The sequence below is a fragment of the uncultured Roseovarius sp. genome, assembly GCF_947259555.1.
GTDB lineage: Bacteria > Pseudomonadota > Alphaproteobacteria > Rhodobacterales > Rhodobacteraceae > Roseovarius.
In genome coordinates, this window is sequence record NZ_CAMYMD010000079.1 from 1 (window position 1) to 17001 (window position 17001).

At 62.7% G+C, this 17001-nt stretch carries 17 protein-coding genes and 1 other RNA gene; 15 read left to right on the top strand and 3 right to left on the bottom strand.

The window, feature by feature from the left end; all coding sequences use genetic code 11:
• The first annotated feature begins 336 nt into the window (after positions 1-336).
• The 4 genes from betI (at position 337) to Q0X85_RS12850 (ending at position 4887) form a co-directional block, all read left to right on the top strand.
• Positions 337-933 carry a transcriptional regulator BetI gene (betI, locus tag Q0X85_RS12835; RefSeq protein ID WP_297772460.1) on the top strand — a complete coding sequence of 199 codons (597 nt, stop codon included), beginning with the start codon at positions 337-339 and terminating at the stop codon, positions 931-933.
• Positions 930-2438 (top strand): choline-sulfatase, encoded by a 1509-nt coding sequence (betC, locus tag Q0X85_RS12840; RefSeq protein WP_297772461.1) that lies wholly within the window; start codon positions 930-932, stop codon positions 2436-2438. Before betI ends, betC begins: the two co-directional genes overlap by 4 nt.
• 58 nt (positions 2439-2496) lie before the next feature.
• Positions 2497-4152: a choline dehydrogenase gene (gene betA, locus Q0X85_RS12845; protein ID WP_297772462.1), complete on the top strand. Its 1656-nt coding sequence runs from the start codon at positions 2497-2499 to the stop codon at positions 4150-4152.
• Between the two features lie 66 nt (positions 4153-4218).
• Complete coding sequence (locus tag Q0X85_RS12850) at positions 4219-4887, top strand: thermonuclease family protein (RefSeq protein WP_297772463.1); 669 nt, start codon at positions 4219-4221, stop codon at positions 4885-4887.
• A 96-nt stretch (positions 4888-4983) separates the two neighbouring features.
• Here the strand turns inward: Q0X85_RS12850 and Q0X85_RS12855 are convergent, their stop codons facing one another.
• Entirely contained in the window at positions 4984-5676 is a 693-nt protein-coding gene (locus Q0X85_RS12855) for a metal-dependent hydrolase (protein ID WP_297772464.1), read from the bottom strand.
• 140 nt (positions 5677-5816) lie between these two features.
• Between Q0X85_RS12855 and gatC the strand changes: the two genes are divergently transcribed.
• The 6 genes from gatC (at position 5817) to Q0X85_RS12885 (ending at position 10047) form a co-directional block, all read left to right on the top strand.
• Positions 5817-6104, top strand: a complete 288-nt coding sequence (gene gatC / locus Q0X85_RS12860; RefSeq protein WP_297772465.1) for an Asp-tRNA(Asn)/Glu-tRNA(Gln) amidotransferase subunit GatC — start codon at positions 5817-5819, stop codon at positions 6102-6104.
• Complete coding sequence (gene gatA, locus Q0X85_RS12865; RefSeq protein WP_297772466.1) at positions 6104-7591, top strand: Asp-tRNA(Asn)/Glu-tRNA(Gln) amidotransferase subunit GatA; 1488 nt, start codon at positions 6104-6106, stop codon at positions 7589-7591. Before gatC ends, gatA begins: the two co-directional genes overlap by 1 nt.
• Before the next feature lie 37 nt (positions 7592-7628).
• A complete protein-coding gene (locus Q0X85_RS12870; RefSeq protein WP_297772467.1) occupies positions 7629-8363 on the top strand; it encodes a hypothetical protein in 735 nt (244 codons plus the stop codon).
• An 86-nt stretch (positions 8364-8449) separates the two neighbouring features.
• Positions 8450-9076 carry an N-acetylmuramoyl-L-alanine amidase gene (locus Q0X85_RS12875; protein WP_297772468.1) on the top strand — a complete coding sequence of 209 codons (627 nt, stop codon included), beginning with the start codon at positions 8450-8452 and terminating at the stop codon, positions 9074-9076.
• 11 nt (positions 9077-9087) lie between these two features.
• Positions 9088-9504, top strand: an RNA gene (gene rnpB, locus Q0X85_RS12880) — RNase P RNA component class A.
• Between the two features lie 36 nt (positions 9505-9540).
• Positions 9541-10047, top strand: a complete 507-nt coding sequence (locus Q0X85_RS12885; RefSeq protein ID WP_297772469.1) for a DUF2244 domain-containing protein — start codon at positions 9541-9543, stop codon at positions 10045-10047.
• Between the two features lie 110 nt (positions 10048-10157).
• Here the strand turns inward: Q0X85_RS12885 and Q0X85_RS12890 are convergent, their stop codons facing one another.
• Positions 10158-10616: a GatB/YqeY domain-containing protein gene (locus tag Q0X85_RS12890; RefSeq protein WP_297772476.1), complete on the bottom strand. Its 459-nt coding sequence runs from the start codon at positions 10614-10616 to the stop codon at positions 10158-10160.
• 160 nt (positions 10617-10776) lie between these two features.
• Here Q0X85_RS12890 and carA point away from each other — a divergent pair, with 160 nt between their 5' ends.
• Together carA and Q0X85_RS12900 are read left to right on the top strand one after the other, a co-directional pair.
• Positions 10777-11925, top strand: a complete 1149-nt coding sequence (gene carA, locus Q0X85_RS12895) for a glutamine-hydrolyzing carbamoyl-phosphate synthase small subunit (protein ID WP_297772470.1) — start codon at positions 10777-10779, stop codon at positions 11923-11925.
• Between the two features lie 94 nt (positions 11926-12019).
• Positions 12020-13951 (top strand): glycosyltransferase, encoded by a 1932-nt coding sequence (locus tag Q0X85_RS12900; RefSeq protein ID WP_297772471.1) that lies wholly within the window; start codon positions 12020-12022, stop codon positions 13949-13951.
• Here Q0X85_RS12900 and Q0X85_RS12905 read toward each other — a convergent pair.
• On the bottom strand, positions 13892-14536 hold the full coding sequence (locus Q0X85_RS12905) for a GntR family transcriptional regulator (RefSeq protein ID WP_297772472.1): 645 nt from the start codon (positions 14534-14536) through the stop codon (positions 13892-13894). The two genes, Q0X85_RS12900 and Q0X85_RS12905, sit on opposite strands and share 60 nt — an antisense overlap.
• Positions 14537-14644: 108 nt before the next feature.
• On the opposite strand from Q0X85_RS12905, the gene Q0X85_RS12910 reads away from it, so the two are divergent.
• The 3 genes from Q0X85_RS12910 (at position 14645) to Q0X85_RS12920 (ending at position 16831) form a co-directional block, all read left to right on the top strand.
• On the top strand, positions 14645-15289 hold the full coding sequence (locus tag Q0X85_RS12910) for a pyrimidine 5'-nucleotidase (protein WP_297772473.1): 645 nt from the start codon (positions 14645-14647) through the stop codon (positions 15287-15289).
• 95 nt (positions 15290-15384) lie between these two features.
• On the top strand, positions 15385-15600 hold the full coding sequence (locus Q0X85_RS12915) for a hypothetical protein (protein WP_297772474.1): 216 nt from the start codon (positions 15385-15387) through the stop codon (positions 15598-15600).
• Positions 15601-15628: 28 nt separating this feature from the next.
• Positions 15629-16831 carry a UbiH/UbiF family hydroxylase gene (locus Q0X85_RS12920; protein WP_297772475.1) on the top strand — a complete coding sequence of 401 codons (1203 nt, stop codon included), beginning with the start codon at positions 15629-15631 and terminating at the stop codon, positions 16829-16831.
• Positions 16832-17001: the final 170 nt, after the last annotated feature.

A 17001-nucleotide genomic window follows, 5' to 3' on the forward strand; every position in this document is an offset into this window, starting at 1 on the left:
CGCTGAGCGGCAGGCCCGCGGCCAGCGCCGCGCCGGCTGTCGTGGCCATGAATCCGCGACGGTTCATACGGCCGGAATTTAGAATGGTCATGTTGATGGTCTCCCTTTGAGTTATTGACCCTGACTTTTGCTCTGCGACGGGTCCGGCAAATGCCTTGGGCGGCGCGGCGGTCAGTTGCGATAAGAGTAAGCTAATATGACGCTGCAGTGAAATACAACGTCCTTGATGCCCGGCAGGGCGTTTGATGCTGTGCTGCCATCCCTCGCGTTTTATTGATTGACGAGTCAATTAAACATGATTACGCCAATGTGGCAAGCGCGCAGTAGGAGACCCGGATGCCCAAAGTCGGAATGGAGCCGATACGGCGCAGTGCGCTGGTCGAGGCGACGATCCACGAGATCGGCGCGCACGGCTCACTTGATGTGACCGTGGCACAGATCGCCAAGCGGGCGGGAATGTCCTCGGCGCTGGCGCATCACTATTTCGGCTCCAAGGAACAGATTTTCGTGGCCGCCATGCGCCATATCCTGACACTTTACGGGGCCGAGATGCGTGGCGCGCTGATCATGGCCAAGACCCCGCGAGAGCGGGTCGAGGCGATCATCCGTGCCAGCTTTACGCCGGCGCAGTTCCGCCCCGAGATGGTTTCGGCCTGGCTCAATTTCTATGTGCAGGCGCAGCGCTCGGACGACGCACGGCGGCTCCTGCACATTTATCAGCGGCGTCTGCGCTCCAATCTCTATCATGCGTTCCGCCAGATCACCGAGGCCGAGCCCGAAGCGCAGACGTTAACCCGGGGCCTCGCGGCAATGATTGACGGGCTCTATATCCGGCAGGCGCTTGGCGAAGGTGAAACCGCGCCGGGGCCCGCCATAGATGTGCTGCTGCGCTATCTCGACACCTCTCTTAAGCAACCAAAGGAGCCGACATGAGCGCCCCCAATATTCTCATTTTCATGGTCGATCAGCTCAACGGCACACTCTTTCCCGATGGTCCCGCAGAGTGGCTGCATGCGCCGAACCTCAAGAAGCTGGCGGCGCGCTCGACGCGGTTTCGCAATGCCTATACCGCCTCGCCGCTCTGCGCACCGGGGCGGGCGAGCTTCATGTCGGGGCTGCTGCCGTCGCGCAGCCGTGTCTACGACAACGCGGCCGAGTTCTCGGCGGATATCCCCACCTATGCGCACCACCTGCGCCGCGCAGGCTATCAGACCTGCCTGAGCGGAAAGATGCATTTCGTCGGCCCGGATCAGCTTCACGGTTTCGAGGAGCGGCTGACCACCGATATCTACCCCGCCGATTTTGGCTGGACGCCCGATTACCGCAAACCGGGCGAGCGGATCGACTGGTGGTATCACAACCTAGGCTCCGTCACAGGGGCGGGTGTGGCCGAGATTTCCAATCAGATGGAATACGATGACGAGGTGGCGTTTCATGGCGTGCAGAAGGTCTATGATCTGGCGCGCGGCCACGATGCGCGCCCGTGGTGCCTGACGGTCAGCTTTACGCACCCGCATGATCCTTACGTGGCGCGGCGCAAATACTGGGATCTCTACGAAGAGTGCGAGCATCTGCTGCCCGAGGTTTCGGCGATGAAGTACGAAGATCACGACGATCATTCCAAGCGCATTTTCGATGCCAATGACTGGCGGTCGTTTGACATCTCAGATGAGGACATCCGCCGCTCCCGCCGCGCCTATTTTGCCAATATCTCCTATCTCGACGACAAGATTGGCGAGGTCATGAACGCATTGGAGGCCACGCGGCAGGAGGCGGTGATCCTCTTCGTCTCCGATCACGGCGACATGCTGGGCGAGCGCGGGCTGTGGTTCAAGATGTCGTTCTATGAGGGGTCGGCGCGGGTGCCGTTGATGATCTCGGCTCCCGGCATGGTGCCAGGGCTGGTGACCGATCCGGTGAGCAATATCGACGTCTGCCCGACGCTCTGCGATCTGGGCGGTGCAGACATGTCCGAGGTAATGCCGTGGACTGAGGGCCAATCGCTCGTTTCTCTGGGGCAGGGGGCATCGCGCGACGCCCCCGTGGCAATGGAATACGCCGCCGAGGCGTCCTATGCGCCTGTGGTGTCTCTGCGTTACGGCAAGTGGAAGTTCAATCGCTGCGTGATCGATCCTGATCAACTTTTCGATCTGGACGCCGACCCGCATGAGCTGACCAATCTCGCGGAGGACCCGAATTACGCTGGAACGCTCGCGCAGTTGCAGGCCAAGGCAGAGGCGCGTTGGGACCTGGATGCCTTCGACGCGGCCGTGCGCGAGAGCCAGGCGCGCCGTTGGGTGGTCTACGAGGCCTTACGCCAGGGCGGCTACTATCCCTGGGATTACCAACCGCTGCAAAAGGCCTCCGAGCGGTACATGCGCAACCACATGGACCTCAACGTTGTCGAAGAAAACCAGCGTTTCCCGCGAGGCGAATGATGCTTTCACTGTTCCCCAAATACTCAAATCCCCACCTCTGCCACGGCCGGTGCCGCTGATGGAGGCCGATTACGTCATCGTGGGTGCTGGCAGCGCAGGCTGCGCCATGGCTTATCGTCTGGCCGAGGCAGGTAAATCCGTGCTGGTGATCGAGCATGGCGGCACCGATGCGGGCCCTTTCATCCAGATGCCCGGCGCGCTCAGCTATCCGATGAACATGAAGCGCTATGACTGGGGTTACCGCACCGAGCCCGAGCCGCATCTGAACGGGCGGCGGCTGGCCTGTCCGCGCGGCAAGGTGATCGGCGGATCGAGCAGCATCAACGGCATGGTCTATGTGCGCGGCCACGCCCATGATTACGACCATTGGCGCGATCAGGGCTGCGACGGCTGGGGCTATGCCGATGTGCTGCCCTATTTCAAGCGCATGGAGAATTGGGACGACAGCGGCCATGGCGGCGATGCCGATTGGCGTGGCACTGACGGCCCGCTGCATGTCAGCCGTGGCAAGCGTGACAACCCGTTGGTGCGCGCCTTTGTCGAGGCGGGGGTGCAGGCGGGGTATGAGCGCACCGACGACTATAACGGCGAAAAGCAGGAGGGCTTCGGCCCGTTCGAGATGACGGTCTACAAGGGCCAGCGCTGGTCGGCGGCCAATGCCTATCTGCGGCCCGCGCTCAAGCGTGAAAATTGCGATCTGCTGCGCGGGTTGGTGCAGCGTGTCGTGATAAAAGAAGGTCGCGCGATTGGCGTCGAGGTCCTGCGCAACGGGCGGCGCGAAGTGGTGCATGCCCGCGAAGAGGTGATCCTTGCGGCCTCATCGATCAACTCGCCCAAGCTCCTGATGCTGTCCGGCATCGGACCGGCGGCGCATCTGGCGGAGCATGGCATCGAGGTGCTGGCCGACCGCCCCGGCGTGGGCGCGAATTTGCAGGACCATATGGAGTTATATGTCCAGATGGCCGCCAGCCAGCCGGTCAGCCTCTACAAATACTGGAACATCTTCGGCAAGGGCTGGGTGGGGCTGCAATGGCTGTTGGGCAAGCGGGGGCCCGGGGCCTCGAACCAATTTGAAAGCTGCGGTTTCATTCGGTCGGCGGCGGGCGTCGACTACCCCGACATCCAGTTCCATTTCCTGCCCATTGCCGTGCGCTATGACGGCAAGGCGGCGGCCGAGGGGCACGGCTTTCAGGCCCATGTCGGGCCGATGCGCAGCGCCTCACGGGGGGCGGTGAGCCTGCGCAGTGCCGATCCCTCTGATGACCCGGTGATCCGCTTCAACTACATGAGCGAGGAAAGCGATTGGGCGGATTTCCGGCGCTGCATTCGGCTCACCCGCGAGATTTTTGAGCAGCCGGCTTTTGCGCCTTACCGAAAGCACGAAATCCAGCCCGGCGCAGCGGTGCAGAGCGACGACGAACTGGATGATTTCATCCGCGAACATGCCGAGAGCGCCTATCACCCCTGCGGCACCTGCAAGATGGGACGCGCGGATGATCCGGAGGCGGTGGTCGACCCGCAGGGCCGAGTGACCGGGATCGAGGGGCTGCGCGTGGCCGATTCGAGCATCTTCCCGCGCATCACTAACGGTAATCTCAATGCGCCGTCGATCATGGCGGGCGAGAAGATCGCTGATGCCGTTCTGGGCCGCCGCCTTCCGCCTGACAACGCCGAGCCCTGGGTGCATCCCGATTGGCAGACCGCGCAGCGCTGAGCGCGCATTAACCTTTTGTTCACCTTTCGTCTTGAAAGGCGGCAGGACCTGCCCCCATAAGGGGGCATGTTAAGGATTTCTTTACTCATCGTTCTTAGTCTGTTCCCTGTGGCGTCCACGGCGCAGGGGTTCGGCGGGCCCGTGCGCGTGGTGGATGGTGACACGCTCGATGTGGGCGCGGTTCGGGTGCGCCTGCACGGCATCGACGCGCCGGAACTGGGGCAGATCTGCACCAATCCCGATGGCGCGACCTGGGATTGCGGCTCCTGGGTTGCAGATCAGCTGCGCGCGCGGATCGCCACGCGCGAGGCGCGATGCAACGCCGTGGACACGGACCGCTATGGCCGCACCGTGGCCACGTGCTCGGTGGCGGGGCAGGATATCGGACGGATGCTGGTGAGTGGCGGTCTGGCCCTCGCCTATCGCAAGTATTCGATGGCCTATGACCTCGATGAAAAATCGGCGGTCGTGGCGGGGCGCGGCTTGCATGGGCATCTGATGGCCCGCCCCGAGGATCACCGCCGCGCGGTGCGCGAGGAGCGGGCGCAAGAGAACACCGCACCGAACCCGGCATGCGCAATCAAGGGCAATCGCAGTGGTAAAGACAAGCGCATCTATCACATGCCGGGGCAGGCCGATTACGACCGCACCCTGATCCGCGACAAAGAGGGTGAACGATGGTTTTGCACAGAGGCACAGGCGCGCCGCGCGGGGTGGCGGCGAGCCAAGCGATAGCGTCTCGCCTCGGTGCATCTGTCGCGATATGAGTATTTGGGAACGGTGAATGCAGCGCCGCCCCCAAACCCTACGCATGGACGCGCGGATAACGCGTCAGATGGCGATCGGTTTCATCACCTGCGGCTCGATCACATCGACCCCCGGCAACGCCTTGACCAGCGCCTCCGCCGATTGCTCCAGGATCGGAAAGGTCTTGTAGTGGCAGGGGATCACGGTCTTGAAGTCAAAGAAGTTTTTCGCCGCATAGCCCGCCCGGCGCATATCCATCGTGAAATGCCCGCCCGCGCACAAGATCCCGATATCAGGCGCATGCAGGTCGTGGAACACGCCCATATCTGCCATCACGTCGGTATCGCCCGAAACATAGATCACATGCCCTTCGCCTGCGATCATGAAGCCGCATTCGCTGCCCGGCACATGCGGCCCGGCATCGGTGCCAAAGCTGGTCGAGTGGGTGGCATGCACCATCGTCACCTTGACGCCCCCCAGATCGACCGTGCCGCCCTTGTTGAAACCCACCGTCTCGATCTGCTCGGCCTGTTCCCAATGCGCCATCAGGTCGAACTGTCCGACCACAGGCACGCCCAGCCTTTTCGCAAGCGGCAGAACGTCGGTCACATGGTCGAAATGCGCATGCGTCAGCAGGATATGGGTGGCCCCCTTGGTGGCCTCCTCGTGGCTGTCCTCGGGCAGCATCGGGTTGCCGTTCAGCCACGGGTCGAGCAGCAGCACCTGTCCGCCGATCTCGATCCGGAAAGAGCTGTGTCCGAGCCAGATGATATTCATGCGTCGTCTCCCGTCTTGCGATTTGAGGTGACTCTAGCAAGCCTGCGGCCAGAATAAAGGGGGTGCGGGGTCCGCCTCCGTCTTGCACCCATATCGCGCGGGCGCTAAACGCGGGGGCAACCGGACAAGAGGAGTGGCTCATGTCGATCGATCTGGAAACTGCGGCCAAGGTGGCCAAGCTGGCGCGCATCCGCGTGGACGAGGACGCGCTGCCTGCGCTGGCAGAGGAATTCAACACCATCCTCGGCTTTATCGAGCGATTGGGCGAGGTGGATGTGACGGGTGTCGAGCCGATGACCTCTGTCACCCCGCAGAGCCTGAAACGTCGCGACGACGTGGTGACCGAGGGCGACCAGCAGGACAAGATCCTGTCGAACGCGCCCGATGCGCGCGAAGGCTTCTTTGCCGTGCCGAAGGTGGTTGAATAATGACCGATCTCAACAAACTGACCATTTCTGATGCCCGCGACGCGCTGCGCAAGGGCGATGTGACCAGCGTGGAGTTGACTGAGGCGTGTCTGTCGGCAGTGCAGGGGGCTGGCGCGCTCAATGCCTTTGTCCACGACACGCCCGATCTGGCGCGCGCGCAGGCGCAGGCGGCGGATGCGCGGATCGCGCAGGGCGACGCGCCCGCGATGTGCGGTATTCCGCTGGGGATCAAGGATCTCTTCTGCACGCGCGGTGTGCCCTCACAAGCGGCGAGCCGCATTCTGGACGGGTTCAAGCCGGAATACGAATCGACCGTGACGCAGAACCTCTTTGATGCAGGCGCGGTGATGCTGGGCAAGCTCAACATGGATGAGTTCGCGATGGGCAGCAGCAACGAGACCTCGTGCTATGGCAACGTCGTCAACCCGTGGCGGCGCGGCAATGACGAGGCACAGCTGACCCCCGGCGGGTCCTCCGGTGGCTCGGCCAGCGCCGTGGCGGCAGACCTCTGCCTTGCCGCGACCGGCACCGATACCGGCGGCTCGATCCGCCAGCCTGCGGCTTTCACCGGTATCACCGGCATCAAGCCCACCTATGGGCGCTGCTCGCGGTGGGGGATCGTGGCCTTTGCCTCAAGCCTCGATCAGGCCGGGCCGATGACCAAGACGGTGCGCGACAGCGCGATCATGCTGGGCGCGATGTGTGGCCATGACCCCAGGGACAGCACCTCGGCCGATATCCCGGTGCCGGATTTCGAGGCGATGCTGACCGGCGACATCAAGGGCAAGGTCATCGGTATTCCCCGCGAATACCGCATGGACGGCATGCCAGACGAGATCGAGAAACTCTGGGCCGACGGCACCGCGATGCTCAAGGACGCAGGCGCCGAGATCCGCGATATCAGCCTGCCGCATACCAAATACGCGCTGCCCGCCTATTACGTGATCGCCCCCGCCGAGGCATCCTCGAACCTCGCGCGCTATGACGGGGTGCGCTATGGCCACCGGGCGCGGTTGGCCCAAGGCGATGGCATCACCGAGATGTACGAGAAAACCCGTGCCGAGGGCTTCGGTCCCGAGGTGCAGCGCCGGGTCATGGTCGGCACCTACGTGCTGTCGGCCGGGTTCTACGACGCCTATTACAACCGCGCCCGCAAGGTGCGGACGCTGATCAAGCGCGACTTTGAGGAGGTCTTCGCCGCTGGCATCGATGCGATCCTGACCCCCGCCACGCCAAGCGCGGCCTTCGGTCTGGGCGAAATGACCGATGCCGACCCGGTGCAGATGTATCTCAATGACGTCTTTACCGTGACCGTCAACCTCGCCGGTCTGCCTGGAATCGCGGTGCCTGCGGGGACCGACAAGCAGGGCCTGCCGCTTGGGCTGCAACTGATCGGGCGGCCATGGGACGAGGGAGATCTGCTCAACACCGCCTATGCGCTGGAACAGGCGGCGGGCTTTGTGGCCAAGCCTGCGAAATGGTGGTAAGCCGATGAGCGACAGAGCGTTGGGATGGACGAAACATATGCGATTCACCTTGGGAATAATTGCAATTGCAGGGCTCTCCGCATGCTCGCCGGCGATCCCTGATAGTGGCGCAGGTGTGGGCTTTGAGGATTATAGCGAATATCAGCGCAAGAAGGCCGAGCGCGAGGCGGCGCTCGCGGGCTCGGCGTTGCCGCCGGCGGATGCAGTGTCGTCCGAGCCTCTGAGCGCGACCGACCGCGCAGATAATTCTGGAAACCCCAACGATCCCGAGACCATCGCGGCAGAGGCGCGTGCGGCCCTCGATGCAGCCGGGTCGACTTCCGGTGATGGGCCGCTTCAGGCCAGCCCGTCCAACCCGCCGCCAGCAATTCTCAACTCTGCCGGGATATCGGAGGAGAACGATTTTGACGTGGTCGGGGCTGAACGGTCGATTGAGGAGGATGCTGCTCGCATCGCCAGCAATCGTGCGCAATACCAGGTGATTCAGCCCGAGGCGATCGGGAGCAGACCGGGCAGCACCGGTCCGAATATTGTGGCCTATGCGCTCCAGAGCGAGCATCCGATGGGCACACAGGTCTATCGCAGGGCGGGGTTGAACAAAGCCAGCAAGTTCGAGCGCAATTGTGCGCAATACCCGTCGCCCGATCAGGCGCAACTCGATTTTCTCAAGCGCGGCGGGCCGGAACGTGACCGTCTTGGACTTGATCCCGACGGCGACGGTTATGCCTGCGGGTGGGACCCGCGTCCTTTCCGCAGGGCGGTCAGCGGTTGATGGGCGAGGGCGTCCCGCCGCTCGGGGACGTCGTTCCATTTGCTTCGCCTAATTTTGGTCCGCGCCGTGAAGCCGCGCGTCCGGACATGATTGTCCTGCACTACACCGCGATGCGGACGGCCGAGGCGGCGCTGGCGCGGTTATGCGACCCCGAGGCAGAGGTCTCTGCGCATTACCTCATCTCGGGGACCGGTGAAATTTGGCACTTGGTCGAAGAGCATATGCGGGCTTGGCATGCGGGTGCTGGAAAATGGGGTTCGGTTTGCGATGTCAATTCGCGCTCCATCGGTATCGAATTGGCCAATGGGGGCACGCACCCGTTTTCAGAGCCTCAGGTGACGGCTCTGGAGAGGCTCCTTGGCGATGTCATGACACGTTGGCAGATCCGCCCCGAGCGCGTCATCGCCCATTCCGATCTGGCCCCCGCGCGTAAATCGGACCCGGGGCCAAAGTTTGACTGGCGGCGTCTGGCGCGGCGTGGCCTTTCGATCTGGAGTGACGTTGCCGGCGCCGTTTACCGTCAGAATTTTCTGCGTGATGCAGAGCGTTTTGGCTATCGTGAGACCGAGGATGTCAATGCGGCACACATTCTGCATGCGTTCCGTCTGCGGTTTCGACCCGGGGCATCTGGCCCTCTTTGCGACCAAGATTGCGCCATTATGGAGGATCTGGCGGCACGCTTCCCCGTTGACCGCATCGATCCAAGCGCCTAAGTCGAACGCGCGCGGAGGGCCGGATGGCCGCGGCGGCCCGCAAGGGGCGTCGAGGAAAGTCCGGACTCCACAAGACAACGGTGCCGGGTAACGCCCGGCCGGGGTAACCCGAGGGAAAGCGCCACAGAAAACAGACCGCCCCGGCCTTGTGCCAGGGTAAGGGTGAAACGGTGGGGTAAGAGCCCACCGCGGGACGGGTAACCGGACCGGCACGGCAAGCCCCACCGGGAGCAATGCCAAATAGGGACCGCACGTGGGGTCAGGTCGGGGATTTCGGTCCCGGATACCGCCCGCAGGCACGTTTTGGCCCGGCGGTCCGGGTTGGCAGCTAGAGGCGTGTTGGCAACAGCATGTCGAGAGGAATGGTCATCCAGCCCCGGATCCTGGTCCGGGGTGGACAGAATCCGGCTTATAGGCCCTCCGCGCACCCTTTTAATTTCTCGTTCGCAGGCTACAAACGAGGCATGCCGTATGAATGGAGCACACCGCCGCGCGGGGCGGATCCGGATCTCACCCTGTCGCTTTGGCCGCACCGGTCGCTGCCGCGCCGGGGCTTTGCGGCCTTTGTGCTGACAACCTTCACGCTGATCACTATTCCGCTCTACCCGCTTTTGGGCACTCTGGTGCTTTGGGGTTTGTTGCCGTTTCTTCTCTTGGCAGTAGGCGGCGTTTGGTGGGCGCTCGAACACAGTTATCGCACGGCACGCATGGCCGAGGTGCTGACGATCGCACCCGAAGATGTGCATCTGCGGCGCACCAACCCGCGCGGCGATGTGCAGGAATGGGATTGTAACCGGTACTGGGCCCGAGTTGTCATGCATCCAAAAGGCGGCCCGGTTCCGTTTTATATCACGCTGAAGGGAAGCGGGCGCGAGGTTGAAATCGGGTCATTCCTGTCCGAGGAGGAGCGCAAGACGCTTTATGGCGAATTGGCGGATGCGCTACGCTCGCCGTCATTTGTCACCGGGTGAAGGCAAAGGCCCCTGCCTGCCGCACAGCGGTCGGTCGCCGCCCGGCTCGCCTCTCGCAGTGCTTGCGGCAGCTTCTGCCCAAACGTTATTTGCAAGTTGCTTCCGCCCTGCTATCCAAGGCGGGCCTTGACCACAGGCCCGACCGCGCCAAAATCCATCTGGCCGGCATGCCGTTCCTTGAGCTTGCCCATGATCTTGCCCATGTCCCGGATGGACGTCGCATTCACATCAGTGATGGCCTTGTCGATGGCGGCATTGACTTCCTGCTCGCTGAGTTGGCGCGGTAGAAATTCCTCTATCACTTTGATCTCATTGCGTTCCCGCTCTGCCAGATCCAGACGCCCGCCTTCTTCATAGGCACGAACGCTCTCGTTGCGCTGCTTGGTCATCTTCGCGAGAATGGCCATGATTTCAGCGTTGCCAACCGGTTTTGCCTCATCAGCACCCCGGCCAGCTATTTCCTGATCCTTGATCGCGGCGTTGATCAGGCGCAAGGTTGCAAGCCGGCTGGTGGCCTTGTCTCTCATGGCCTGTTTCAGGGCCTGATTGACCCGTTCGCGCAATTCCATTCGTTCCATCCCCATGGTCTTTTACAAGGGATGAAGGCTAAACACATCATGGGCCCAAGGCAACCGCTCCGCGCGCTCAGGCCGGGTGATCTGGCCCTTGACCCTCCCCCGGCACACCCTTACCTATGCGCCAATTTGCTCGAACCGGAGACTCGCCCCAATGGCCCATGCGCCCACCTCCCGCCCGACGGCTTGTCTGGCACTCGCCGATGGCTCGCTTTTTTACGGCCATGGGTTTGGCGCGGTAGGAGATACGGTCGCGGAACTGTGTTTCAACACGGCGATGACCGGCTATCAGGAGATCATGACAGACCCGTCCTATGCGGGGCAGATCGTGACCTTCACATTCCCACATGTCGGCAATACCGGCGTCAACGTCGAGGATGATGAGACTGCGGAGCCGGTTGCCTCGGGGATGGTCGTCAAGTGGGACCCGACCGACCCGTCTAACTGGCGCGCGCAGGAACATCTGGCGGCGTGGCTCGCGCGGCGCGGGCGCATCGCCATCGGCGGGGTGGATACCCGGCGCCTGACCCGTGCGATCCGGCAGCAGGGTGCGCCGCATGTCGCACTGGCGCATGATCCCGAAGGGAATTTCAACGCCGAGGCGCTGGTCGCCAAGGCGCGCGGCTTTGCCGGGTTGGAGGGCATGGATCTGGCGCGCGATGTGACCTGCGCGCAATCCTATCGCTGGGACGAGATGAGATGGGCCTGGCCCGAGGGCTATACCCGTCAGACGAACGCGCGCCACAAGGTCGTGGCGGTGGATTATGGGGCCAAGCGCAATATCCTGCGCTGTCTTGCCAGCGCGGGCTGCGACGTCACTGTTCTGCCGGCGACGGCCACTGCCGAAGAGGTGCTTGCGCATTCGCCGGACGGTGTTTTCTTGTCAAACGGCCCGGGCGACCCGGCAGCGACAGGTGACTATGCGGTGCCGATGATCCGGGCTGTGCTCGATCGTGGCCTGCCGCTTTTTGGCATCTGCCTGGGTCACCAGATGTTGGCGTTGGCGCTTGGCGGCAAGACCGTCAAGATGAACCATGGTCATCACGGGGCTAATCACCCGGTCAAGGATCTGGACACCGGAAAAGTCGAGATCACGTCTATGAATCACGGCTTCGCAGTTGATGGCCAGACTTTGCCCGACGGTGTCGTCGAGACGCACGTCTCGCTCTTCGACGGGTCCAATTGTGGCATCCGGATCAAGGATCGCCCTGTCTTCTCCGTACAGCATCACCCCGAGGCCAGCCCCGGACCGCAGGACAGCTTTTACTTGTTCGAGCGTTTCGCCGCCTCCATGGCAACATGACGCCCAGGCTTTTTGGCACATTAGCCTACCGTTAAAGCATCGTTAACCATCCGCACGCTAGCGTGCTTTTCACCAGCTGGTGAAAGGGCGTGGCATGGGTATTTCTGAGTTGCGTCATCTGGGGGCGCAGGAGCGTGGCGCGGGGACACCGATAAATCCGTTGGGGCGCGAGCTTGTGCGCGCAGGGGCAATCAGCCAGATTGATGCGGCTCTGGCCGAAACCGTGCGCCAGCATTGCGATACCTCTCTTGACCGAATCTTGCGGGCCGAGGGCCTCGCGACGGAAGAGGATCTCCTTACCGCGCATGCCCGGCGGCTTGCGACCCGCAAGCTGAGTGATGCGGATGTCGCCAAGGCAGAGATTTTCGAGACTGGGATCGACCCGCGCAAGCTCCTGAAACACGGTATCCTGCCATTGATCTCGGGCGCCGGTGTCTCGGTCCTTGCCACCGCTAGTCCCGAAAGCCTTGCCTCTCTGCGGCCTGTGTTGCCGGAGGCCCTCGCACGCGCGCAGGGAGTCATTGCCCCACGCCCGGCCATCCACGATCGCATAGCGCTGGAGCATCGCGCGCATCTGCGCGAGTGCGCGGAATCTCGTGTGCCCGCGCACGAGAGCTGCCGCACATGGGGCGGTGCGTTCGGCCGCCGGCTCGGGGCGACTCTGGCTGTGCTTTCGCTGATCGGCCTGCTCAGCGTTATCTTTCCAGTGGCCGTTTTTTCGGTATTCGCGGCTTGGGCGTGTCTGACACTCCTTGTTTCCGCGGGTCTCAAGACGGCGGCCTTCGTGGCGCAAAGCGCAAGGCGGGACACGCCCCGGCCCGAGCCCGCGCATCTGCAACCACTCCCCAAAGTCTCAATCCTCGTGCCGCTGTTTCGAGAAACCGAGATCGCCCATGCGCTGATCGCGCGGCTCAGCCGTTTGACCTATCCCAAATGCCTGCTCGATGTCATTCTGGTACTTGAGGAAGAAGACGATCTGACCCGCGCCACCCTTGCGGGGATCGACTTGCCGCCATGGGTCAAGCCTGTGGTCGTACCGGACGGCAAACCGCGTACCAAGCCGCGCGCCATGAACTACGCGCTCGATTTCTGCGAGGGTGACATCATTGGCATATTCGATGCTGAGGACGCGCCCGAGCCGGATCAGATCACGATGGTGGCGCGTCGCTTTCAGCAGGCGCCACGCGATGTGGCCTGCCTTCAGGGCATTCTCGACTATTATAATCCTACCCAGAATTGGCTGGCGCGGTGTTTTACCATCGAATACGCCACTTGGTTCCGCACCATGCTACCGGGCATGGCGCGTCTGGGGCTGGCCATACCGCTCGGCGGAACCACGCTCTATTTCCGGCGCGACGTGCTGGAGGAGCTGGGCGGTTGGGATGCCCATAACGTGACCGAAGACGCCGACCTTGGGTTTCGCCTCGCACGGCATGGTTATCGTACCGAGATGATCGAGACAGTCACAGAGGAAGAGGCCAATTGTCGCTTTTGGCCATGGATCAAACAACGCTCGCGCTGGCTCAAAGGGTACATGACGACCTATCTCGTGCACATGCGGCGCCCTCAACTTCTTTATGCGCAGCTTGGGCCACGAAAATTCTGGGGATTTCAGGCACATTTCGTCTCGGCGCTCTCACAATTCTTGCTGGCTCCGTTCCTATGGTCCTTCTGGCTTGTGCTCTTTGGCTTGCCACATCCGCTGGATACGGTTTTGCCCACTGGCATGAAGGCGGCCCTAGGCAGCGTGTTTCTCATGGTCGAGTTGCTCAATATCTTTATTTACATGTCCTCGGTGTCGAGACCGAGGCATCGGCATCTCATGCTGTGGGCACCAAGCATGCACTTTTACATACCAATTGGAGCGCTAGCCGCTTACAAGGCTGTTTATGAGATTGTTCTTAAACCATTTTTTTGGGACAAAACAACGCACGGCCTCTCAGAAACAGCGCGAGGCAGACCGAACTCAAGCGGAGGATTTGACCTCTCCGGAATCAAGCTTGAGCCGGGTCACGAACGCCTTTGATATATGCTCTCTCAGGGCTTTTGACGCGACCTCGCCATCATGCGCCTCAATGGCGGCAACGATTGCATCATGCTCTCGCAGCGCATCCTCGTCGCGGCCGACAGCGGCAAGCGAGGTGGTCGCCAAAAGAGCCATGGAGCGATGCACGAGGTCGAGTTGCTGTACCAAAAAACGATTGTGCGACGATAGGTGGATCTGCTTGTGAAATCGCCGGTTGGCGCGGGCCATTTCCGCAGGTTTGCCAAGGAGCGCACGATCATCCTCGACCATGTCGCGCAGCACGCGCACCTCTTCCGGGGTCGCATGGCGTGCTGCAAGCCCGGCCGCAAGCCCCTCCAGCTCTGCGCGCACGACATATAGCTCGGCCAACTGGTTATAATCGAGCGAGGAGACAATAAGGCTGCGTCCGTCGCGCGTCAGCATAGACTGCGTTTCCAGCCGTTGCAGAGCCTCGCGGATCGGGGTGCGCGATACGCCGAAACGCTCTGCCAGATCGCTCTCGACCAGCCGATCGCCGGGTTTGAATACACCAACATCTATCGCCTCAAGGATTAGCGTGTAGGCATCGGTCGGGGAGGGTTTCATAAGATCTTCCGATTGTTCTGAACGTCGTCGCAAGACATTACGCCCTTTGAGCGTGGGATCAAGCCTTGGGCGATTGCACGCGATCTCGCACCCATTTATGATCGCACTATGCCGAAACAGGATTTCGCCCATGTCGTGACATGGGTTTTCGACCTCGACAACACGCTCTATCCGCCCTCCGCCCGACTGTTTGACCAGATCGAGGCGCGGATGACGCAGTTCGTGATGGACATCCTGCGGGTCAGCCATGCCGAGGCCGACCGTTTGCGCCACGTCTATTGGCGCGATCACGGCACGACGCTGGCCGGGCTGATGCGGCTGCATGATGTTGATCCCGGCCCCTATCTACATGCGGTGCACGACATTTCGCTCGATCATCTGGAGCCCGACGTCGATCTGGGGGCCGCGATCCGGGCGCTGCCGGGACGGCGCATCGTCTACACAAACGGCTCCGCGCCCTATGCCGAGCGGGTGATCGACCGGCGCGGGCTCGCCGACGCGTTCGATGAGGTCTACGGCGTCGAACATGCGGAATATCGCCCCAAGCCTGAGGCGCAGGCGTTCGAGACGGTGCTGCGGCGCGATGGCAGCGCGGCGGCGCGTGCCGCCATGTTCGAGGACGATCCGCGCAATCTCTCGGCCCCGCATGCCATGGGAATGCGCACGGTGCATGTGGCACCGGAACGGATCGAGGCCGCGTATATCCATCACCACACCGATGATCTGGGCGGGTTTCTGGCGCGGCTCGTCTAAGGAATGCGGCGCTGCGGCGAAACGCCCGTTTGCGATGTGGAGCCTCAGGCATATTTAGGAGAGTGTATCACTCACCTTTCCAAACGAGGCAGCACATGACCCTGATGGACACCACTACAGTACCCAAGGCGCAGCACGCCCGTAATGACGCGGACGCCGCAGCGGTGGCCCCGATCCTGCTGAGTGTCGCGGTATTTATCGCCGGGTGGGCGACGAGCGTTGCGCTCTGGGGTATTCCCGGGTTTTATATCCCCGCGCTGGCGCTAGTCCCGCTAATGTGGGTGGTGCTGCTTATCATTTCGCGCGGCTGAGGCCGCCCGCGCCCCGGAGGAGGCCGACATGACGCAGGCGGAATATGACATCGTGGTTTCAGGCGGGGGCGTCGCCGGTCTTGCTGCGGCGTCCGTCTTTGGCAGCGCGGGATTTTCCGTGCTTTGCGTCGATCCCGCGCCGCCGATCACCGCCCGCGACGCCGAAGGCTCGGACCTGCGCACCACGGCGTTTTTGCAGCCCGCGCAGGCGCTTCTGGATCGCGCCGGGGTTTGGACACGGCTCGCCCCCCATGCCGCCGATCTGCAGGTGATGCGGATCGTCGATGCGGGCGGTGAGGTTCCAGAGCCGCGCGTGACGCGCGAATTCGCCGCCTCGGACATTTCCGACAAGCCGTTTGGCTGGAACCTGCCCAACTGGCTCTTGCGGCGCGAAATGGTGGCGCATCTTGAGGAGTTGGCTACCGTCACTTTCCGCCCCGGCACGGGCACGACCACGCTGTTCACCCGGGAAAGCGAGGCGCGCGTGGGCTTGAACGATGGCACCCGCGTGCGATGTCGGCTTGTGATCGCCGCCGACGGGCGCAAGTCGCCCATCCGCGAGGCGGCGGGCGTTGAGGTCAAGACCACGCGCTATGGCCAAAAGGCGCTCGCCTTCGCGGTCACCCATCCGATTCCGCATGACAATGTTTCGACCGAAATTCACCGCTCGGGCGGGCCGTTCACGCTGGTGCCGCTGCCGGATTACGAGGGGCGGCCCTCGTCCGCCATCGTGTGGATGGAGGAAGGGCCGGAGGTGGCCCGCCTCGCGGATTTGCCGGTGGAAGAGTTCGAGGCGGAGATGAACATTCGCTCCTGCCATCTCTTCGGGCCGCTGACGCTGGCCTCGCGCCGCACGGTCTGGCCAATCATCAGCCAGCTGGCCGAGCGGATGTCTGCCGAGCGCGTGGCACTGGTGGCCGAGGCCGCGCATGTGGTGCCGCCGATTGGCGCGCAGGGGCTGAACATGTCGCTTGGCGATATGCGCGTGCTCTTGGAGTTGGCCGAAGCGGCACCGGAGCGGTTGGGCGGCCGCGCCATGCTCGAGACCTATCACCGCCGCAGGCACCTGGAGGTGCGCGCGCGGGTGACGGGGATCGACCTGCTCAACCGCGCCTCGATGATGCGCGCACAGCCCTTGCGGGATGTGCGGGCGCAGGCGCTCGATGCGATCTATTCATTGTCCCCAGTGCGCAAGACGCTAATGCAGATGGGGCTTGGAGCGCGCGGGTGAGAAGGGGGCTGAGGCGAAGGATATGGCTGATTTTGGCCTTGAGCGGACCTAAGAGCCAACCGCGCGAACAGCACCGAAGGTGCCGCGCGATCGCCGGGCCGTCCCGCGGCCTGGCGATTTGATGTGGCGTGCAACGTGTTGAGTTTAGAATGACTTGGCTGGCATAAAGC